The sequence below is a fragment of the Vulcanisaeta sp. EB80 genome (assembly GCF_002078205.2).
This window is the reverse complement of the sequence record NZ_LCWN02000038.1, coordinates 1-20,242: the sequence shown is the minus strand read 5'-3', so window position 1 is coordinate 20,242 and position 20,242 is coordinate 1. Positions and strand designations below refer to the sequence as shown.

The 20,242-nt window shown below is 45.1% G+C and carries 26 protein-coding genes and 1 pseudogene; 11 read left to right on the top strand and 16 right to left on the bottom strand.

Annotated features, from left to right (window positions below; translation table 11 throughout):
- Positions 1 to 150 precede the first annotated feature (150 nt).
- From B7L70_RS07665 to B7L70_RS07650, 4 genes are read left to right on the top strand one after another with little or no spacing between them, the layout of a single operon-like run.
- The gene (locus tag B7L70_RS07665; protein WP_081227274.1) at positions 151 to 567 is read left to right on the top strand and encodes a DsrE/DsrF/DrsH-like family protein; all 417 of its coding nucleotides are present in this window, start codon (positions 151 to 153) and stop codon (positions 565 to 567) included.
- A gap of 10 nt (positions 568 to 577) precedes the next feature.
- The gene (locus B7L70_RS07660; protein ID WP_202908709.1) at positions 578 to 820 is read left to right on the top strand and encodes a sulfurtransferase TusA family protein; all 243 of its coding nucleotides are present in this window, start codon (positions 578 to 580) and stop codon (positions 818 to 820) included.
- 15 nt (positions 821 to 835) lie between these two features.
- Positions 836 to 2,029 carry an NAD(P)/FAD-dependent oxidoreductase gene (locus B7L70_RS07655; RefSeq protein ID WP_081227273.1) on the top strand — a complete coding sequence of 398 codons (1,194 nt, stop codon included), beginning with the start codon at positions 836 to 838 and terminating at the stop codon, positions 2,027 to 2,029.
- A 5-nt stretch (positions 2,030 to 2,034) separates the two neighbouring features.
- On the top strand, positions 2,035 to 2,676 hold the full coding sequence (locus tag B7L70_RS07650; protein ID WP_081227280.1) for a DUF1641 domain-containing protein: 642 nt from the start codon (positions 2,035 to 2,037) through the stop codon (positions 2,674 to 2,676).
- On the opposite strand, the gene B7L70_RS07645 is transcribed toward B7L70_RS07650, so the two are convergent.
- Genes B7L70_RS07645 through B7L70_RS07630 form a run of 4 tightly spaced genes read right to left on the bottom strand, consistent with a single transcriptional unit; the run spans position 2,666 to position 6,891 of the window.
- Positions 2,666 to 3,550, bottom strand: a complete 885-nt coding sequence (locus tag B7L70_RS07645; protein WP_081227272.1) for a hypothetical protein — start codon at positions 3,548 to 3,550, stop codon at positions 2,666 to 2,668. The two genes, B7L70_RS07650 and B7L70_RS07645, sit on opposite strands and share 11 nt — an antisense overlap.
- A gap of 59 nt (positions 3,551 to 3,609) precedes the next feature.
- Positions 3,610 to 4,617: a thioredoxin-disulfide reductase gene (trxB, locus tag B7L70_RS07640; RefSeq protein WP_081227271.1), complete on the bottom strand. Its 1,008-nt coding sequence runs from the start codon at positions 4,615 to 4,617 to the stop codon at positions 3,610 to 3,612.
- Positions 4,618 to 4,661: 44 nt separating this feature from the next.
- Positions 4,662 to 5,645 (bottom strand): galactose-1-phosphate uridylyltransferase, encoded by a 984-nt coding sequence (gene galT, locus B7L70_RS07635; protein ID WP_081227270.1) that lies wholly within the window; start codon positions 5,643 to 5,645, stop codon positions 4,662 to 4,664.
- Positions 5,635 to 6,891 carry a galactokinase family protein gene (locus tag B7L70_RS07630; RefSeq protein WP_081227269.1) on the bottom strand — a complete coding sequence of 419 codons (1,257 nt, stop codon included), beginning with the start codon at positions 6,889 to 6,891 and terminating at the stop codon, positions 5,635 to 5,637. Before B7L70_RS07630 ends, galT begins: the two co-directional genes overlap by 11 nt.
- A 62-nt stretch (positions 6,892 to 6,953) precedes the next feature.
- Between B7L70_RS07630 and B7L70_RS07625 the strand changes: the two genes are divergently transcribed.
- From B7L70_RS07625 to B7L70_RS13430, 3 genes are read left to right on the top strand one after another with little or no spacing between them, the layout of a single operon-like run.
- Positions 6,954 to 7,187 carry a YbaK/EbsC family protein gene (locus B7L70_RS07625; RefSeq protein WP_238376161.1) on the top strand — a complete coding sequence of 78 codons (234 nt, stop codon included), beginning with the start codon at positions 6,954 to 6,956 and terminating at the stop codon, positions 7,185 to 7,187.
- A gap of 25 nt (positions 7,188 to 7,212) precedes the next feature.
- Positions 7,213 to 8,685 carry a zinc ribbon domain-containing protein gene (locus tag B7L70_RS07620; protein WP_162009132.1) on the top strand — a complete coding sequence of 491 codons (1,473 nt, stop codon included), beginning with the start codon at positions 7,213 to 7,215 and terminating at the stop codon, positions 8,683 to 8,685.
- 4 nt (positions 8,686 to 8,689) lie between these two features.
- A complete protein-coding gene (locus B7L70_RS13430) occupies positions 8,690 to 8,839 on the top strand; it encodes a hypothetical protein (protein ID WP_162009131.1) in 150 nt (49 codons plus the stop codon).
- Here B7L70_RS13430 and B7L70_RS07615 read toward each other — a convergent pair.
- Together B7L70_RS07615 and B7L70_RS07610 are read right to left on the bottom strand one after the other, a co-directional pair.
- Positions 8,832 to 10,025, bottom strand: a complete 1,194-nt coding sequence (locus B7L70_RS07615) for an RsmB/NOP family class I SAM-dependent RNA methyltransferase (RefSeq protein WP_081227266.1) — start codon at positions 10,023 to 10,025, stop codon at positions 8,832 to 8,834. The two genes, B7L70_RS13430 and B7L70_RS07615, sit on opposite strands and share 8 nt — an antisense overlap.
- 9 nt (positions 10,026 to 10,034) lie before the next feature.
- On the bottom strand, positions 10,035 to 10,385 hold the full coding sequence (locus B7L70_RS07610; RefSeq protein WP_081227265.1) for a hypothetical protein: 351 nt from the start codon (positions 10,383 to 10,385) through the stop codon (positions 10,035 to 10,037).
- A 142-nt stretch (positions 10,386 to 10,527) separates the two neighbouring features.
- Between B7L70_RS07610 and B7L70_RS07605 the strand changes: the two genes are divergently transcribed.
- Complete coding sequence (locus B7L70_RS07605) at positions 10,528 to 11,502, top strand: Lrp/AsnC family transcriptional regulator (RefSeq protein ID WP_238376160.1); 975 nt, start codon at positions 10,528 to 10,530, stop codon at positions 11,500 to 11,502.
- On the opposite strand, the gene B7L70_RS07600 is transcribed toward B7L70_RS07605, so the two are convergent.
- Positions 11,488 to 11,919 (bottom strand): phosphate-starvation-inducible PsiE family protein, encoded by a 432-nt coding sequence (locus B7L70_RS07600; protein ID WP_081227264.1) that lies wholly within the window; start codon positions 11,917 to 11,919, stop codon positions 11,488 to 11,490. The genes B7L70_RS07605 and B7L70_RS07600 overlap by 15 nt on opposite strands.
- A gap of 147 nt (positions 11,920 to 12,066) precedes the next feature.
- Between B7L70_RS07600 and B7L70_RS07595 the strand changes: the two genes are divergently transcribed.
- A complete protein-coding gene (locus tag B7L70_RS07595; RefSeq protein ID WP_081227263.1) occupies positions 12,067 to 12,384 on the top strand; it encodes a hypothetical protein in 318 nt (105 codons plus the stop codon).
- A 5-nt stretch (positions 12,385 to 12,389) separates the two neighbouring features.
- The gene (locus B7L70_RS07590) at positions 12,390 to 13,457 is read left to right on the top strand and encodes a V-type ATPase subunit (RefSeq protein ID WP_081227262.1); all 1,068 of its coding nucleotides are present in this window, start codon (positions 12,390 to 12,392) and stop codon (positions 13,455 to 13,457) included.
- 4 nt (positions 13,458 to 13,461) lie between these two features.
- Here B7L70_RS07590 and B7L70_RS13760 read toward each other — a convergent pair whose 3' ends face one another.
- Genes B7L70_RS13760 through B7L70_RS07580 form a run of 3 tightly spaced genes read right to left on the bottom strand, consistent with a single transcriptional unit; the run spans position 13,462 to position 15,245 of the window.
- Complete coding sequence (locus B7L70_RS13760; protein ID WP_202908708.1) at positions 13,462 to 13,599, bottom strand: hypothetical protein; 138 nt, start codon at positions 13,597 to 13,599, stop codon at positions 13,462 to 13,464.
- A 46-nt stretch (positions 13,600 to 13,645) separates the two neighbouring features.
- Positions 13,646 to 14,374 carry a hypothetical protein gene (locus B7L70_RS07585; RefSeq protein WP_081227261.1) on the bottom strand — a complete coding sequence of 243 codons (729 nt, stop codon included), beginning with the start codon at positions 14,372 to 14,374 and terminating at the stop codon, positions 13,646 to 13,648.
- Positions 14,375 to 14,420: 46 nt separating this feature from the next.
- Positions 14,421 to 15,245, bottom strand: a complete 825-nt coding sequence (locus B7L70_RS07580; RefSeq protein WP_081227278.1) for an aldo/keto reductase — start codon at positions 15,243 to 15,245, stop codon at positions 14,421 to 14,423.
- 195 nt (positions 15,246 to 15,440) lie between these two features.
- Between B7L70_RS07580 and B7L70_RS07575 the strand changes: the two genes are divergently transcribed.
- A complete protein-coding gene (locus B7L70_RS07575; RefSeq protein WP_238376159.1) occupies positions 15,441 to 15,698 on the top strand; it encodes a MarR family transcriptional regulator in 258 nt (85 codons plus the stop codon).
- 60 nt (positions 15,699 to 15,758) lie between these two features.
- Here B7L70_RS07575 and B7L70_RS07570 read toward each other — a convergent pair whose 3' ends face one another.
- The 6 genes and pseudogenes from B7L70_RS07570 to B7L70_RS07545 all read right to left on the bottom strand — a co-directional run.
- Positions 15,759 to 16,097 (bottom strand): TusE/DsrC/DsvC family sulfur relay protein, encoded by a 339-nt coding sequence (locus B7L70_RS07570; protein WP_081227260.1) that lies wholly within the window; start codon positions 16,095 to 16,097, stop codon positions 15,759 to 15,761.
- Between the two features lie 87 nt (positions 16,098 to 16,184).
- The gene (locus B7L70_RS07565; protein ID WP_238376158.1) at positions 16,185 to 17,105 is read right to left on the bottom strand and encodes a hypothetical protein; all 921 of its coding nucleotides are present in this window, start codon (positions 17,103 to 17,105) and stop codon (positions 16,185 to 16,187) included.
- Positions 17,106 to 17,176: 71 nt separating this feature from the next.
- Complete coding sequence (gene dsrB / locus B7L70_RS07560) at positions 17,177 to 18,310, bottom strand: dissimilatory-type sulfite reductase subunit beta (protein ID WP_202908707.1); 1,134 nt, start codon at positions 18,308 to 18,310, stop codon at positions 17,177 to 17,179.
- Entirely contained in the window at positions 18,310 to 19,536 is a 1,227-nt protein-coding gene (locus B7L70_RS07555) for a sulfite reductase, dissimilatory-type subunit alpha (RefSeq protein WP_081227259.1), read from the bottom strand. The genes dsrB and B7L70_RS07555 overlap by 1 nt, the downstream gene beginning before the upstream one ends.
- An 82-nt stretch (positions 19,537 to 19,618) precedes the next feature.
- Positions 19,619 to 20,065, bottom strand: coding sequence for a DUF1641 domain-containing protein (locus B7L70_RS07550; protein WP_081227258.1), 447 nt, complete (start codon positions 20,063 to 20,065; stop codon positions 19,619 to 19,621).
- Positions 20,062 to 20,242: pseudogene (locus tag B7L70_RS07545) on the bottom strand (NAD(P)/FAD-dependent oxidoreductase); the annotation flags it as partial. The pseudogene B7L70_RS07545 and the gene B7L70_RS07550, both read right to left, overlap by 4 nt.

The following is a 20,242-nucleotide window of genomic DNA, read 5'->3' as shown; positions in this document are numbered from 1 at the left end:
ACAGAAATAGGGTTGTTCGTTTAGTATTTATTTGTATTATAATGTATTCTTTTTATTATTTTTGTTTATTATTTATAAATTTGTTTTTCAAGTGCATTTTTTGCATTCTTGTTTATTGTTTATATTCATTTGAATGCATGGTGTTTTTGTATGAGTTCGGGTAGGGATAAGATAAGTATGATCGTGTTCTCGGGGACCGATGATAAACTGATACCTGTGGGTGTTATTTCTCAGGCGGCTGCTGCGTTGGGTTATGAGGTGAATATTTTCTTCACTGGTTGGGCCATGTTTAAGCTTCTGAAGAAGCCCATGCCGCCTGTTTGGCCTAAGGAGTTTGAGCAGATGGTGCCGATGCTTCAGGAGGGTCTTGCGCGTATTAAGGCTCCTACGTGGCTTGATATGCTTAGGCAGGCGAAGTCCATGGGCGCTAAGGTGTATGTTTGCTCAATGATGTCCGAGGCCGCTGGGCTTAAGAAGGAGGACTTCGACTTATCAATCGTTGATGATGTGGTTGGTGTGACAACGTTCCTTGAGATGGCTAAGGGTGGTCAGGTACTCTTCATATGAGGTGGTGGTCATGAGCCAGGGTAATAAGATACTGGTTGATGCGAGGGGTATTGCCTGCCCAGGGCCTATTACTGAGCTTGTTAAGGCGTATAGGAATGCGAAGAATGGTGACGTGATTGAGGTTTGGGCTACTGATGCGGGTTTCGAGCCTGATATAAAGGCGTGGATACAGAGGACGGGTAACCAGCTCCTAGAGCTTAGGAAGGAGGCTGATAAAATCGTCGCGGTGATAAAGGTCACGGCTAAGAAATGACGCGGTGAATACGAGATGACTGGTGTTAAAAAGAGGGTCGTTATTGTTGGTGGCGGCGCTGGGGGTGCCATACTGGCAAATAGGCTTCCTAAGGATGAGTTTGAGGTCACGGTTGTCGATAAACAACCGTATAATTGGTTCTGGCCTTGGTTATTGTACATAGCCTTTAGGGGTTCGAAGAAGCCCATTAAGCGTGAGATACGCTCGGTCCTGAAGCCCTGGGTTAACTTCATACAGTCGGGCGTGAGTGTCGTAAATCTCCAGGATAGGTATGTGGAGCTTGAGAACGGCAAGAGATTGAATTATGATTATCTGGTTATAGCCACAGGCGCCACCGTGGATTACTCCAAAGTACCCGGACTGGACAAGACCGTTGAATTATTCGGTAACTACCACAGCACTGAGGAGAATGCCTGGAAGGTCTGGCAGACAATAAACAGCATGAGGGAGGGCACGCTAGCCATAATACTCGCACCAGGTGCGTATAGATGCCCACCAAGCCCGTTGGAGGGTGTTTTCCTGGCCGAGGAGTTCTTCAGGAGGAGGGGCTTGAGGGATAAGGTCAGGGTTGTCTTCGCCACATTCTACCCGAGGCCGTATCCTGCAGAGCCTATGAATGAGCTGCTAGAGCCGTTGCTTAAGGAGAGGGGTATTGAGTACATAACGTTTTACACACTAGATCACATAGACGTTGAGAAGAGGGTTGCCTACTCCATGGAGGGTGAGGAGCTCAAGTTCGATGCCGCTATAGTGATACCGCCGCATGTCGGCGTCGATATTAAGTACGTACCCGATAACGTTCTAGATAACGATCGCTTTGTGCTTGCGGATAAGTTCACGAACAGGGTTAAGGGGTTTGATGATGCCTTCGTAATTGGCGACGCATCCGCGCTACCGGTGGCTAAGACGGGTGTGACAGCCCATCTACAGGCTGGTGTGGTGGCTAGGTTGCTGCAGGGTGAGGAGGCCAAAAACACGGGGCGTACCAACTGTCCATTCGATGTTGGTTATGGACTAGGCACCTTCGTGATAAGCGATTACTACAACCCCACGGTTAAGTACCCAATAAATAAATTGAATCATCTATTCAAGTTAGCCTTCGCAGCGACTTACTGGGACATGATACTATACCCAGAGCTTTGGGACCCAATATTTGAGGCGTTCTTCGAGGCTACCGAGCCTGCGAAGCTACGCCTACTCTATGGGTGAGGATTATGGCTGAGGTGGAGCTTGAGCGTAAACTTCTTGAGGTAATGAACCCGGAATACATCGAACCACTCATTAAATTCCTTAAATTAATAAGGAGACTGGATGAGCTCGGTATCCTAGACGCAATGAGCAATCTCCTGAGTAACGATGTTATTGAGGATTTGGTGAAAACGTTGATGAGTACGAACTTCATAAGGCTCCTCAATAACTACGAGGAACTCCTGGCATTATCGGCTAGGTTGTCCGAGCCAAGGACTAAAGAAAGTATTGAGAAGACCCTCGACCTATTAAATGCTTTAAGTAATACAGGCTTGCTAGATACACTGAAGGATCTACTTAGTGATCCAGAGGTGCTAAGTGAGGTGTCGCACACATTCATTAATACGAACATGATCTACTTAGTGACAAATATAGATACATTACTTGATTTTATGACGCGTATTAGGTGCTGTGCCTATGTGGCTTCATTAAATGCTGCAAGGGACGTGGCTAGTGATGGTAGGTCTATCATTAAAACGATTAGTGAGATGCTTAAGGATGAGGATGCCAGGAGGGGGCTAAACTTCCTATTGCTTTCGGCGAAGTACCTAGGTAAGCAATTGAAGGAGAGAGAGTTCGAAAAACAAGCACTAAGCGCTAGTACCTAGTGTATATTATATAGGCCCTAAGCCCATTAAAATCGTCGCCCCTATTTGCATCGTACGCTTTGAGTATTAGGTTGCCCTCATTAAACGTCAGTACGTACGCCTTAATGTAATCTCCCAATTGTGGTTTCTCCTTCGTTGTTATTACACGTATAACAATACTATCCCTCCTATACGACACCTTATCCTCCCTACCCAACATTAACAACTCCAGCGCCACCTGTATCGGTGAGACACCAAAAACCCTATACATCATTATGCGACCATTCTCATGATCAGCCTCATAAACAGCATTTATGTACGGCCTAACCACATCAGAATCAAGTAATGAGTCCATAACTAGGGCGACAGAACCCCCATTACTAACAACAGTGTGAACTATCTCTTCGAAACCCTGTGGTTCATAATTCACAAGCCTCTGCATTGCGCAGGTACATTTTGTGAACTCCAGGTAACTCGTTGGCACACTATCTGTGTAAAAGGCCACAGCCGAGGCCCTAAGTGTTCTGTATATCCTAAACGTCATGCTTGGTAATGTGCCTAACCCAACGTCTATTATGTAAAGGCCTGGTGTTACATCAACCCTATCATGGGTTAGGTTCTTGAAGTTGAGCCTATACATGTACCTCCTCCTCTCCTTAACGTCAAGGAAAACGTCAATCAAACCCCTCTTGCGCAATATGTTGATTGCGTTTCTAGCAGTCCTTACGCTCAGCCCTGTCCCATCAATAATCTCCTTAAATGCCACGTATGACTTATTATTTATCAAATGCTCAAACTCTAAGTAATTAACCACAAGTCTAGCGGATAGGGGTAATTCCTCAGTAACGTTTGTTATTTCCTCACTCTCCTCACTATACTCTCGTTCACCAACCACAGAAAAAGACTACATGAATCGGTTAAAATGATTTTCTCTATAGCTATTATCTAGACACCTTATTTCCTATTAAAGCCGAATCTCTTAATTATGTAATTATACGCTGAGTACACAGCAAGAGCCCCCTGCCCCGCAGCAACCACTATCTGCCTAAAGTCCCTTGGTGTTAGGTCGACACAATCACCTGCGGCATAGATACCGGGTATGTTCGTCTCCATTAGGTGATTCACCCTTATGTAACCATCCTGCGATAGCTCAAGCCCAATCCTCTTGAATAGATCCACGGGAGGTTCTGCGCCTATTTCCACAAATAGTCCGTCTAATGGTAATTCGAAGGTTTCCTTGGTGTCGACCCTCTGTAGTATTGCCTTCCTAAGTAGCTTGTCGCCCTGTAACTCCTTAACCACGGAGTTCCAGATTATCTCTATCTTAGGATTCTTAAGCAGCAAATCCTGGTAATACTTCTGCGCCCTTAACTGATTCCTCCTATGGATTATGTACACCTTACTCGCATACTCAGTCAACAATAGTGCTGCCGACGCCGCTGAATCACCACCACCAACAACCGCGACAACCTTACCCTTGAACAGTGGGGCATCACAAGGTGCGCAATAACTAACGCCTCTTCCATTGTACGTGTCCTCACCAGGAACGTTAAGCTTCCTCCTCTTCTCGCCAACACTTATTATCACCGTCCTAGTTGCGTATTCGTCACCATTCAGTGTGTACACCCTGAATAATTCGCCATCCCTCTCCACATTCTCCACGGAATCAATTATTATAGGCACATTGTAGTACTTAACATGCTCCTCAAACTTATTCACAAGGTCTGTACCCAATATCCTCGTATAGCCCAGGTAATTCTCCACCCAACCAGCCTTACCAACTTGCCCACCAATCTCCTCCGTAATAATCGCAGTATCGAGTCCATACCTGGCTGCATATATCGCGGCTGACATACCAGCTGGTCCTCCACCAATGATTATTGTATCGTACACCTTACGGGTTAACTCCTCAGCGGCACCAAAATCCATCTTAGTGACTGAGATCTTGAATGCACTACTCATCGGATCGTGAGATCGTTATATAATTAAAAACCTAACGCGGGTAATTATGTACCTTTAATGCAACTCCTAAGCACGGAATCCCTCAGTCTCTGAGCGTTCTCCTCGGGCACGGCGTCGTATGTAAAATTACCTCCGCCCATCTCCATGCCAGCCGCATACTTCATCTTATCCTCCTCCCTGAGTATGCCGTAAATCTCAATGTGGAGGTGGTAGAATGGGTAAGACCCCTTCAATGGCGCTTGATGCATCACCAGTATGTACGGCATTGACTTACTACTAAAGACGTGCGTTAAGCCACAAAGTGATACCTTAAGGATTTGTGCCAAACTATGCACTTCGTCATTACTGAGATCCGTTACCAACTGAACATGCCTTCTGGAGTAGATGTGAATCTCGAAGGGCCAGTGAGAGTAGAATGGCATGAATGATACCCAATGCTCATTACTATAGATGACCCTAATCCCATCCCTAACCTCCGCATTAAGCACATCGCAAAATAAGCACCTACCCTTTGAGTCGAAGTACTCCTTGGCGCTGCCAATCTCCCTCTCTACCCTACTCGGTATGAAAGGTAGCACGTAAATCTGACTGTGGGGATGCGTTAAGGACACACCTATTTCTCTGCCCTTATTCCTAAACCAGAGGAAGTAATGGGCGTAATCCCTACCCGACTCCTCCCTAACCTTATTAATTATCATCCTCAATACATACTCGATTTGATCCACGGGTAGATCACTTATGTCATCAATACCATGTTCAGGCGTCTCGACAACCACGTAACACCTACCCACGGATTTAGCCGTTGAGTAAAACCAGTGGGTACTTGGATCCGGTGGACTTTCCATGAGCATTGGGTACCTGTTCTCAAGTATTAGGGCCCTCCAGCCATAGCCAGTCTCTGGGTTTCCGGGGCAGAATGGGCAGAAGCCACTGGGTTGCCAGGGCCTGAGGCGTCTAATGTTTGATATGAGAACCCACTCCCTAAGTATTGGGTCCCACCTAAGCTCCATCAATGGTTTACCCGCCATGTACCAACACACCCTCATCAACATTAACAACCCAACCCCTAACCGCCAATCCCCTTTTTGATGCCCTGTTCAGTAATTCCTTAGCCATATCCTCATTCCTAACCAATGCAATCACAGCCCCACCTAAGCCAGCACCGGATAGTTTAGCACCATAAGCCCCCTCACTGACTAGGAAATCAACTAGTTCATCAATCACGGGCAAACTAACCCCATAGTACCTACTAAGGAGCATGTGTTGATACGTCATGACCCTACCAACCATGCCCTCCCTCCACTCGTAGCTGGAGAGTACTCCCTCAACCTCAGCCCTAGCCATCTCAAGTACATGTTCTATCAACTCCATATCCACAGCCTCACCCCTCATCACCTTGAGAGCCAATTTTGTGCTTTCATTAGCCCTTAACGTGTATAGTATCCTATCTCTCAAGACCCCACCCAACTTATCGAGGTACGGCCTCAGCTCCTGCTCATCAATCTCATCCCACCTAACCTCCCAATAATGATTACCCAACTTACTACGTATCCTATCGGGTAAATCCATGCTCAGTAATTCACGAAGCCCCTCATCAATCTCGGCCTGGAGCCTCGGGTGTATGTCAGCCGTACTATGCCTAATCCCCGTATCCAGGACCAGGAAGACACCGCCCAACCTAGGCAGTATTTCGACATTATATGGCGGCTTGGTTTCAATACGCACTATATTACCGAAGGCTGCCGCGTACTGATCAAGCCTACCGCAGGGAATACCCATTACGTCATGCTCAGCCTCGTAGGCCAGCTCAGCCAGCTCTTTCCTATCAAGCCCCAGCCTGTTCAGGGTGTTTATTGCCGATGCCAATGCTACGAGCAGGGTGCCACTACTCCCGAGTCCCGAGGCTATTGGTACCGAACTACGTATCCAAGCCCTAAATGGCTTAACATAATAACCATGCCTTCTGAACGTTAGTACGAGAGCCCTCACGTAATCACCAAACCACTTATTGCCACGTAAACCTAGATCGCTTGGTTGGAACTTATCGACATAATCCAACCCCTCATCCCTCAAATTCCCCGATGCAATCATGAAGTTATTGCTTGATATTGATGCAGCGACATAGGTCCTCAGGTTTATACCCACAGCGACCACAGGTAGGCCCTTATAGTCCTGGTGCGTGTTTAGGAAATCGAGACGACCCGGTGCTGAGGTAAGTATTGCTGGTGGTTCGCCGTAGAATTGACGGAATTCATCAACCACCTCATTAATCATCGCAGTAACGTAATGCCTCACTACTTTAAATGTTTAAATCCGCACGTTGTTATTGGGATTTAATGAGATTGCGGAGAGATACTGTGATGGGTGTGCCTATTGAGATTCTGGAGTTTGAGCATGGTGTTGAGACCGTGGAGAGGGCTGCCAGGGAGAGTGGAGAGCCCGTTAGCAGGATTGTTAAGACCATACTGCTCAGGGTTGGTGATGAATATGCGGTGGCTATCGTCAGGGGCGATAGGCGTATTAACGATGATTGCCAGCCCTCGTCCCTTCTTGTCGTGGGTGGTTTTTAAGTCTGGTTGTTGCTTTTCCTTATGGATGTTGCATAGGTCTGTGGCTGTTGAGCTGGAGGTTACTAAGGAGCTCAGCAAGCTACTCTGCTCCGTTGAGTCTGCGTATCTCAACATCGTTCGTGAGGTTGCCGCATATGCCGTTGAGCATAATGTTACGAGTGCAATACAACTCCGTGGGCTGTTCTACAGCAAGTATAGGGGTGAGTATCCAGGTTTGCATTCCCACCTAGTTATCCAGGCGATTAGGCAAGCGTCTGAGATCGCGAAGTCATTCATGGAGAGGAAGAGGAAGGGCTTAGCACAAAAACCATACCCGGAGGTTAGGAACGTCTCGATTAGGTTTGACGAAACGGCTTGGAATTATGAGCAATTCATTAAATCAATAGCCCCAGTTAGGATTAAGCTATCCTTACCCAATGGTCAAACTGAGGTCTGGCTTAGACTGCATAAGCGTTTTTGGCGTTATTGGTGGTTGGTGCTAAATAAGGAGGCTGGGTTGAGGAAAACGCTAATTGTTAAGCGTAGGGCTAACAAGTGGTATGCAGTGTTCGTGTTCGAGATTAAGCCGAAGGAGGGGATTCCTCAATCCGTGGTCTCCTTCGACATTAATGAGAACACGGTAGCTGTTGGTAAGATTGACTTAACATCCACAGTTGGTATGGTGGCTAGTTGGAATAGGCAATACCTAACGCCACAGCTCTATACGATCAAGACTGATTTTGGTAGGTTGGCTAGGAGGTATGGGAGGGTTAGGAACGCAATCATCGAGAAACTCAAGCCCGAATTCGCCTTACCAAACGGTAAGTACGTGAATGTGACGAACACTAGGGAGTTTAGGAAGCGTGTGAAGCACCTAAGGGAGAGGGGTAGGAAGTTGGGTAGGGTTAGGCAAATCGCCAACGAACTAACAAGGACGCCAGCGATTATCATAACTGAAGAGCTTGGTGATAACCCGCAGGAGTCGATGATTGAGGATGTTGGGAAGGACGAGTTGAGGCATAGGATCAAGCAGACACCGTTCAAGAGTATCGAGGAGGCTGTGGAGGACAAGGCTTTGGAGAGGGGTTCAAGACTCGTTAGAGTCTCATCCTATAGGAACAGTAGGGTGTGTCCAATTCATTTCACAAGGCTTGAGAGAACAGATGATTGGCACACCCTAAAGTGCCCACTCGGGCATTACGTGGATAGGGATTATGCATCCGTGATGAACATGGATTGGAAAACAACACCAGAAGCATGGATAAAGGCATTCTGGTGGAACATGAAGAGCTTGAACAAGAACATGAACTGGAGAAAGTACGAAGGAAAATCAAACCCACTAATACCATATGAAATCGTACAATACATACATGCAGTACTAAAGACTTTCGTGGCCAGACTGGAGCGATGCCCTGCGATGCTGGCCCAGGGCGACCCCATGAACCACCACCGGATACAAAATGAAGGTGGCGGCGAGGAAACCTCTCACGCCCTCTTAGGGCAGGGAGGAGGCCAGTGAGCGCGTGAAATCTCCAAGGGTTGTCATGGATCCTGCAATTCTTGAGAATGACTACGTGCTTTGTGGTGGTGGGTCTAGGAACACCTTAATTAAAGTACGTACTGAGGACTTGGTTCAATTATTGAAACCAACCTTCATCGACGCCTTTACATAGGCTTAGTTAGTTTTGCTATGAAGAAGCCTGGCGTATCCTGAATATGCGGGTAAAACCTGGCAACGGAATCTCGGTACCTATCCACTAAACCACCCGAGGCATTGGGTATCGATATGTCCACAACCCTGAAACCCAGGCTTTCCGCATACGCCATGTTGTCCTCATTCTCGAGCGGCGGTATCGTGCATGTTGAGTAAACCAGAACCCCACCTGGCTTAAGGAGCTTCCAGGCAACCCTAATGAACTGCCTCTGGTACTCGGACATGGACTTCACCAGATCCATGGTCTTAACATCGAATAGCCTAGGCCTCACACCCATGTCGGTGCATGGTGGGTCTATCAACACCTTGTCAACTAGTCCCACGAGCTCGGGTTTGTCAATGTCCAGGTACCTAGTATCCCTAACCTCAGTCCTATAGAGGCCCGCCATTCCCAATCGGCCCAGTATTGCGTCCATTTCCCTAACCTTACCTGGACTTCTATCAAACGCATAGATCACAGCCTTACCTGTGGTGAGTTGTATAACATGGCTTAACTTACCGCCAGGCGCCGCGTTCATATCAACAACAACCTCACCAGGCCTTGGATCCAGCACATGGGCAACCCACTGTGCCGGCAGGCTTTGGTCATAGAACAAACCTAATTCATACTCAGGCATCTCCCTAACCTTAGGTAAACTGTAGGTGCTAATGAGGGTTCTAACGGCAACACCGTTACTAACCCTCCTAACCTCATCACCATCAACTTCGGCAATACCAAGGGCTACGACCTCACCATTTGGCGCAAGCACATTCACTTCATCACCCCTCTTAACACCATCCTCAAACTTCACAACACCTGGTACATATAGGTTAGCACCCATGTATACGCTCTCGGCGGCCCTCTTATCGGCAATTACGATTTTTCTAGCGGATGGAATCCTATTAGGTCCCTTAACAGGGAACCATAGTGCTTCGTTTAAATGCTCGTCGGGGTAAACATCAATATTTCGCTCCCGTAACCTATTAATCAAATCCCCAGGGTTTATCCTAAGTGTGTTGGTCCTTACGTAGTACCTACCTGGTGGTCTCCTAACGGCATTAAATAAGCTCTCTAACTCTCCCTCAGAGAAGTACTGGAGTAGGTATTTGTATAATTGATAATCAATCCTATGCCCCCTAACGACCTCTATCTCCCTACCACCCATACTAATCAATTAATTAATATTCCCTGAGGCTTGGTTGCTCATATCTCTCAATCTCTTGAGGAGCATGTTTACAGTACCGTCAGGGTTCTCCTTAGCCGACTTCCACAACTCCATGCTCTCCGTAATTATGTACTTAAGTATTCTAGACCTGGACTTTATGGGCTTTGAGCTCTCGACCCTAACATAACCATTGCTAGCAAGCCTTCCAAGAACCTTAGCGGTCCTCAGTATGTTTGAGTGCTTACTATCGAGACCTGCGAACTTGAGTAATGACCTAGCCTTAATAGTGACCCTCCTACCCCTACTCTTGCTTATTAAATCAACAAGCGCTTTAATGATCCTAGAGTCGGACTCCTCCATCACGAAATCCCACTAATCAGCCCTTAATAACAGTTATTCACCGATAAGGGCGAATCGCATTTAGGATGAACTTAGACAAAGCTAATTATTACCTATGATTAGATGCAAAACACCTATTAATAGGCATTGGGTTTCATGAAACGTGCTTAATAACGACGATAGGAGATTATTGATGGAACTTCAATACAATTTCCCAATAGTGAGGAGACCATTTAATGAAATAGCCAATAGGTTAGGAACTACCGAAGATTGGGTTCTGGGCAAAGTCGATGAATTCGTAAGGCTAAGAATTATTAGGAGGATTGGAGCCCTCGTTAACTATAGATCCAGGGGCTTGGTTTCCGCCCTAATAGGTGTTAATGTGCCAGATGGGTTAATCGATACTGTCGCCAAGGCCATAAACTCAGACTCCCAGGTCTCCCACAACTTCGTTAGGGATCATCCCAGGTATAATGTCTGGTTCGTTACCAAAGCGCAGAATAAGGAAGAACTCCTGAAAAAGGTTTCGGGCACCCTGTCGAGGTTTGATCTCCGTGATTACGTAGTATTAACCGCATTGAGGACCTACAAGATTGACGTTAAGTTTGACCTAATGAGGGGTGTCTCGAGGACCAAGGCTCCGCCTTTACCAAGCGAAGTACCTCCAATAGAGTCCACGGGCTTACCTATGGATTTCTTCAGAAAGTTGAGGGCTATTAAGGTTGTTGATGAACCATTTAATGAGATCGCGAAAATCGCAGGTATTGATGTTGATAGGTTAGGTGATTTAATAAATAGGTTGATGAAACTTGGAGTAATTAGAGACTTTTATGCAACACTTGATTCTGACAAGGTTGGGTTCAGGGAGAACGCCATGGTCGTGTTTAAGGCATCACAAGAGCTTTGTGAGAGGGTTGCGTTAATTGAGGAGGCAACGCACGTGGTACTTAGGGAGATAACCTTCGGTGAGTGGCCATATAACTGCTACTTCATGATCCACGGAGTCAGTAAGGGTGTTATTGAGGATTCCGTTAATGACATAATGCGTAGGCTCGGTATTGGGGGATACGAGATACTGTACAGCATTAAGAACCTATTACCGGAGATGCCCAATAGGCTTGAATTAACGAGCACCTGAGCTCTGCATAGCCCTAGCCCTACTAATTAACCAGTAGGCCACGGCCAACACCAGTATGCTTGCCACTAATATTATCCCGTAATCCAATGAAGCACCTGGCGTTGCAACATAAAGCAGTAACTCCCTCGATATTGCCGTTAACACAACAGCCAACACCAAATCAACTACTACCGAACCCGTCCTAATATACTCAAGGAACATATCCACGAACTCCAGGGCTATAACGACGAGGAAAACTGCCGATAACGCACTCAGTATCTTTATGTCAGTGATTGACGAAAATGGTGCTAAAGCTATTATGTCATGAATAGCTAAGTAAAGAGCCACAGCACCTAACACCACCGTTATGATTATTATGATTAGGTATAGGATGGCGCTGATTATCCTGAACGTACGTATTATGTCTTTCATATCCATATGTCGAACCTGTGCACTTAGGGGTTTAAATTGTTGAATCCATGTTTATGCAGATTTTTGAATTTAATAGTAATTAATTGAATACATACACAGACCCACGTAAGGCATAAGCAATAATGTTTTTAAGGTGCATAATGATTGACCCTTGTGTCGTTAGAGCGACTTTATGAGACCCTTAGGAAGATTGATAGTAAGGTTGACGAGGTGTATAAGCTGAGGGATAATGAGGACGCGGAGATTTCCAGGTTAATAGGTGAGGTTAGGGTTAAGGTTCAGGGTGAGGTTGAGGATTACATAAAGAGGTTAATCAATGAATATAGGGAGAACAGGAGTAGGGAGGTTGAGGAGGAGATACGCAAATACTCAGAGAACCTACATAAGGATATTGAGGAGTTCAGGAAGAAGATTAACAATGCAATAGATAAGACCGTTGATGAAGTGATTAGGGCATTAATCGGTGAGTAGGGAGGATGCCAGGTACTTACGTTATTAGGTTAACACCCCTGGGCCCGAGGGTTAGGGGCTTGAGGTCACGATACCTAACAAAGAATGAACTCAATGCACTAATACTAGCCCCAACAATCGATGATGCATTCAATGCGCTCAAGGGTACCGATTATGGGGAAGTCACAGAAAGGCTTGGTAAGGCTTCCACCGAGGCTCAGATAACAAATGAAATTAGAACACACATCATTAAATTATTGAACGCACTAGCCTTCTCAGTCCCCGAGCCAGCATCTACAGCATTGAGATCATACCTAATCAGGTTCGAGCTTGAGAACGTAAAGGTGATCGCCAAGTCATTAATGAGGGAGCTTGAGAGGAGCTCTATGGAGGGTTTGATCAACGTAGCCGTTGAGGAGGAGCTTGGTAGAAGGCACATATTGGCGGTATTGATGGGCGTCAGGGATTTGGAAGATCTTCGTAATAGGTTACTTGAGATGCGCCACCCAGCAGGTGCCGCTTTAGAAATATTCCTAAAGGTTAGTAAGCAGTTTACGCAATACTCAACCATGTTGCTAGACACACTAATTGATAAGGCATTCATAGAGTATTTATCGAGATTAACGAGGATTGATGAGTCAGTGAGCAGGTTCATACGCAATATCATTGATTATTACAACATCAACATAATCCTTAGGGGTAAACTATGGGGTTTACCGCAGGAGGTAATTAATGAGTTAATGATACGTTCAGGACCTGTTGCATCCACCGCACTTAAGATATACGGCGAGTCACCAACCAGGATACTCGAGGAGGTGGCTGCCGTGTTTCCAGCAATGGATGAATTAATAAAGGTCGCCGGTTCATCAGACCTGAGGCTTCTTGTCCAGTACCTTGGTTCGTTCAGTTACAAATTCGCACATAATCTTGAGGAATACATATTATCATTATTCACGGAATTCTCACCAGGAGCAGCCTTAGCCGCCGCCCACCTCAAGTTCACTGAGGGTGAGCTAGTCATTGCATTGCTGAATGCATACCTTGAGGGATTACCTAGAGATTTTATCGCGAAACTTTATGGGCCTGTTATTTGAGCTATTATTTAATGGATTTAATTTCCTCAACCTTCTTCATCAACTCCTCCTTGGCCTTGTTAATCCTATCATTGATCTGACTAAGGTACTTATTCACTATCTTCTTCGACTCCTCCTGAACCAACTCATTTATACCTGGCATCAATGAGCCCTTTAAGTAAACTACTTAAATGTCTTATTACCTAACTTCAGCAGTCATGCATGTCGAGATAACGCCGTTTTATTACAAGGATTATTGCCGATAACGATATCAACACCACCGAGATGATTAATAATGCCCAGTTAATCTTCACCTTGTTTATATGGGCTACGGCCTCTATTATGGCAGTGTTTGTTTCAGTGCATGTCCCATTTATTGACACCACCGTTATTGTATTTATACACGGACATGATAGGGGTATGGCGGGCTTTACGTATATGTCCAGGTCATTGTTGGCTACCGTATTGGTTACTAGGGAGTACGTGTAGGGTGTGTAGGTTATAGTTCCATTATTACTTATGGCTGTTACCGAGATATAACCACTACCAAGTATTGTCGCATTCAATGTTAAGAAACACTTCCCAGGTAATGTTATATTAACCCACTTACCCGTTGGGTTGAATATGTCGAATATTACCTGGCTCCTATTACTAAGTACTAAATGCTTAATCACGGGTATGTAGGTGATAACGTGGGCTATGACCGACCCATTGGCTAACGGTGTAGGACCTCCTCCATTTATTGATACCAAAGCGTCACCATGCACGTAATTCGTGATTGTCACGTAACCGGGAAATACGCATGTTCTCATTCCACTTAATGTTCCATTAATGCACACAATAGTCTCCCCATTACCTGTTAACGACTGAGGGAGTAATAATAATCCAGTTACTAGGGTTATTAATGCAATGGCCACTATGATTAAGGGCTTCGTCATTTAACGCCCTAGTAAGTCGGTACTTTAAAATTAATTACTACCCAATTCAATGAAAGTGATTACTTATCAACTCCCAATCATCCCTACTCAACCTCCAACCCATGGCACCAGCATTCTCCCTCACATGCTCGACCCTACCAGCCTTGGGGATTGGGACTAGGTTGTCAATACCCACGTACCAATTAAGCACAACCTGGATCGCAGTCTTACCATACTTCTTACCAATACCCATGAGAAACTCATTGTTGGAAAAGGCACCCTTCTCAATCGGCGTATATGCCAGGTAGAGCATCCCATTCCTCTGGACGTAGGGTATTACCGAACTCTCATCAACCCTATGAAGTAGGCTGTACCTATTCTCAACAGCAGCAACGTCGTATTTGCTGAGACATGATCTAGCCTCCTCAATACCATTAACATCAAAATTACTAAGGCCGAAGAACCGGATCACACCATCATCAACCAACCTCTCCATAGCCCTCATAGTCTCGCAAATTGGAACGTCAGGGGCAGGCCAATGGAGTAGGTATAGGTCTATGTACGTACCCAACCTATTAGCACTAGCTCTAGCTGACCTAAGGACGTCATCGTACCTGGCATGGTTAGGCCAAACCTTACTAACGATGAACAGCTCCTCACGTGGAAATCCCTTTATGGACCTACCAACAATTTCCTCTGTGTGCCCGCCACCGTACATCTCGGCGGTGTCTATAAGTGTCATACCAAGCCCAATGCCCTCCCTCAACACCCTAACCCACTCATCATCCCCACTATAGTCTGGGCTCCAATAACCACCGCCAATACCCCAGGTGCCCATTCCAATCGCGGAAACCTTACCGTTGATGGACTTTATGTACTTAGTATCCCTCATTAAACTCATTGTGATAAGTTGTATTCATTGGTTTATAAAGCAATTGTCGGTTGGTGATAAGTAAGAGTCATGCTTTCAATGTTTTTATTCATTAAGTTTTTATAAAATTCAATAATATAAATGTATTAAAACGCATTGATTAATATTAATTTATAGTGCGAAAAAATTTAATGCCGAGCTGTTAGATTATTATGTATGTCAGGCATGGAATTAAGCGAGAGAGATAGGCTTGTATTGAGGATTGTTGGTGATTACTGCGACCATAAAGGACAGGACAATATTAAGTTGGAGGAGATATCGGAAAGGTTGAGAATCGCAGGCGTTAGCGTTAATGATGCCATGGATTCACTATATAGGTTAGAGGATGCGGGACTTGTTAGACTTGAGATTGTGGGTTACTCAACAATAATCTACCTAACTGAGAAAGGAAGAGAGGTTTATAGAAAATTGTGAACCATTTTTAAGTGAGTTCATTATAAAAACAATGCTTTAATTAAATTTTCGTTCAACCTCTCATACACATCCTGTTGGTTTTGGTGCCCCCGCCACCTTGCATGCTCCGTGGGCTGGTCCGTCGGGGAATAGTTCGTAGATTCCTTCGAGTGTTTCTCCTGTTTCTTTTAGGAGCATCTTTATTGGTGGGCATACGCCGTAGGTTTCCCAGTACTGCCTCAGGTACTTAACAACCTTCCAATGCCTCTCAGTCATCTGCTGAACACCCTCGAGATTCCTAGCCATCCACTCAGCAACCCTCTCATCCCAAACCTCAGGATTCTGCAAAAAACAATCCTCATCCAAAACAACCCTCTTACCATCAACCTCATACTCACCTGGGCAGGTTACTGTGGGCATTCTTTCACCCAGGGTTTCATTATCTTGCTTTTAAGATAAGGGTTATTGCACGTGGCTTGTAAAACTGCCTATTGATCAATAGCAGCATTAAATCTTTACCTTAAACATATCTTTCATCATTAACCTGTGGAACACATGCTTCGCAGAATCATAGCTCAGACCGTATGTGTACCTAAGTATGGCTGAGTCCGCGATTATTGCCTTATCGTAACCTATTGTATCAATCCTCCTCAGCAATCTTGATCTAAGTATAACATAAACAACAGTCCTGGCGGCAAGGGTTCTCTCCTCGACGGTGTTCTGCGGTGTTCGTGGTTTATTGATATAATTAAGCGTTAATTTAAGCCCTGGTGGCTGTGGTATATCGATCCTAAGCCTCTTACTGGCAATGCTAAATAATGAAACAACACTGGGTTTGCAACCCAACTTGGCGCTTAGGTAGTCTCTAAGAACCTCGTTATAGTAATCAGCATGTATTAGTACATCACCCCTCACTTCACCTAATCTCTTAACAATCTCCCTAGCCCTTAACTCAGACCTAAACTTAATCCTCTCAGAATCCATCCTCGCATACCTTATCGTTAATCTAACAATATCATCAAAATCACCCCTCAAAAACGCTGAGTTATACATCCTCATAACCTCACCAATCCTAAACTCGATGTACGCGATATACCTGTCATAATCGCCCAAGGGCACTTGGGGCGTACCCTTAATGATTGACGACATCCTTATTTTCATGGCAATTAGTCCATAGGGATCGATGGGAATTACCGAGACACCCTTACTGTATAGGTCCCTTAGGGTTTCGTAGAAAGCCCTCGTATATTCCAGGTCTGAGTATTCAATATCATAAAGTAGGTTGTTAAAGGTTATTTCTCCCTTTATAAAACGCCTAACACTCTCTATATCAGGTATTTCGGCAATCAACACATCATACTGCTCAGCAAACTCCCTAAAATATTTCAAGTACTCAATCCTGGACGGCATTAAAATTATTGAAAGCACTTAGAGAACACCTCATTCATTATTAATCAAAAAGAAATATTAATTTTAAAATAATTTATTGATTAAGACAATCACATGTATGTTATGAACTGCCTAACACCGAAGTTCCACGAAGCCTCCTCACACCTATTATGCCTAGTCCTCGGCACACCCAACTTACTCATGAATTCGTCTATTCCTATCCTATCTATGTAGTCCCCTAACCTTTCGCCTGGTTTTGCCTCGCTCCTCCATACATCTATTATCTTCCTAACTGCGGCAACAACCTCCCTATACTCAGGAGGATTGACGGGCAACCAAGGAACAACCTTATATGGGAGCCTTGGTCCCGTACCTGTGTTGCTCGTCTTGCCGCCGACGAAAATCGCCACACCAATCTTATTTGGATCCCAATCGAAGTAATCACAAACATTCTTACACCTACTACATGCTATGCACTTCCTCTCATCAACCTCAATCCCAACCGAACCATCAGGTTTACCGAAGAGTTTAATTGCGCCTACTGGGCATACGGCGGCAACGTCAGGCGTGACCTTCTTGAGAGCCTCAGCACTAGCCGGCAAGCAGAATTTAATCCTCTCCGGGTCTGGCTTCGGCGCTTGTCCATAGTGACCAACAATGACTATGTCACCAGCCAACGTGCCACCACAGATGTTGGGGCAGCCGGCCACGAATATCATGAGCTTAGCCGGTAGTTCTATTTCTCCTGTGAAGTAAGGCTTCAGATAATTGTACAGTACCTGGGTTATTGATGGAGCATCAACAACAGCCGTAGTACACGTTAGGTAAGCCGTACACGATGTTATATGCCACAGAGATCTACCCCATCCTCCCACTGGGAATCCTAGCTTCTCGACCTCTTCCTTAATCTTTAAAGCCTTATCAAGACTATCGGTAATGAACTCCAGGTTCATACCCCTGGTCGCCCTGACAACACCAAGTCCATACTTATCTGCAATATCGACGAACTTCTCGAGAGTATCTACACTCAACCTACTGTTTGGTGGTAGACCAACCTTTATTGTGAATATTCTATCACCAGTCTCGCTTATGTGCTCAATGATTCCATTACCATGGAATTTTCTATCAATCCATTTACCATAGTTATTCCTAATTATTTCAGGCAGTTGTGTTGAGAATGGCACTGGTATCCTCTTGTTCATTCTGTCCTTTGGTTCAGGGGTTATTGCCAAGCTCATGCCCATCACCCCTCACTAAAGTATTCCTTAACCAATGACCTTGACCAATCCTCATACATTTTCCTCTCGTCATCGGTCAAAACAGCACCAATAGAAATCCTAAGATGCGCCGATGGGGTTCCCCTAGGCTTATTAGGCAACGTCTTATCAGCAACCTCGCTGATTACCTTAAAACCTCTCCTAATAATCATATCACCAATTCTATGCCTACGTGGCGCCAATTCCATGTATTTATTTATTAACTCCGTGGCAAAGGGTATGACATCCTCTATCGAGTCAAGTAATGCCACGGCCCTACCAAGCTTAGGTCCGAAGTGGCCCTGCGCGTGGGCTCCTACGAGTAGTGCTATCTTCCTATTCTTACCAGGCTTTATTGCTGGGAATGCCCTCCTGATGCAGTTCATTGCTTTGAGGCACTTTGAACCATCTATTCTCAATTCCTTTCTCTCCTCATCCCAGGCAATAGCCTTTGAAGGACAGGACTCGACAAGCTCCTTCGGGTTTATTTTACCCTCCTCAACCATCTTCCTGAGTAGTCCCTGATCCACCTCGGGTGCACCAACCCAGGTACCTATTAATGCGAAGTCAGCTCTTGAGTTAGCCGTAGCGCAATCCATCGGACATCCGCTGAACTTGAACTTAATCTTGTATGGAAACATCTGCGTATTTAAGTATCTATAAATTGCTGGGTGGCTCCTTACGTAGTCCATGGCGTGTAACGTATCATATAGTGCGAACTCGCATAGGGCTGGTCCTGGGCATGCGTAGAACTCCCTAAACGTATCGCCTGAACCACCCACGTCTGTCCCAATTATTGTCCTTATGGCATCCACAGCCTCATCAGCCTTCTCCGCGATCATGTTCATAACAAGAGCCCCCGTGTTCCCTCCAAGCTCTAACAATTCGATTCCATACTTCTTAGCAACCTCGATTACCTTCCTTAGGTAACTTGTTGAGTAGAACCTTCCTGCTGGTGTGTATGTTCTGAAATGTATCTCAACGAACTTACCATCCCTACTCCTCCTGGCTAATATCCCACTGAATACATATCTTACCCTGAATGACCCGCTTAACCACGGTGTATACTTCTTAGCTAAGCCCTCGGCATAAGCCTCTATGGGATATTTAGTCTTCCTTAACTCCTTCACATAGCTAGGCCAGGGACCACCCTCAAGATACTCAAGCATCTTCATGCCACGCTCAAGATCACTGGGTGCTTTTTGCTCCGACATGTTTATCGTTGATTATTCTGAACCTTTTTGAAAAGGGTTATTCCACATTGTACGTGTTAGTTGTTTTAACAAGATCCTCAGATCAGTACATATTCAAGCTTGCTTCCTTGATTTTCCTGCCTAGTGATTTCATGATCATTAGGAATACGTACAACCCATTAAGTACATCCTTATCCCTAAGTAGCCTTATGACGTCCGAAAGATTTACGTCTTTGTCCTTAATCCTAATCATCGCTTTATCAACCTCATCATCATTCAACGACTCACCTAACAATTTAGGCAGTGGACTATTGAGTAGACCATCAATTAATGGCGCTAATCCTCTGACCATAATAGCTAGGTTATCAATCATGTCATCGGTTATCACACTCGATATGTTCTTAATGGTCATTAATAATTCGATGGCTGTATCGAGCGCGCCTGATTCATATAATAGTATTAATTTATTCATTACGTCAATTAATGCCTCATCCTTATTAACACTCTCAATCAATTTCTCAATTCTCTTGGGAGGTATACTCGTGCTCATGCTAACCCCCTCATAGTCAGTGGTAATGTTAAATAAAACGCCCTAATGAACCACCAACCAAACCTTGTGGTTATAAATGGCATCTCATTGACCTTATAATCCCACCATGGTAACCAAGCCCTACCCCTACCATGCTGCGTATAGAGGTCGCTGAGCATTGGACATATTGTCTCGCCC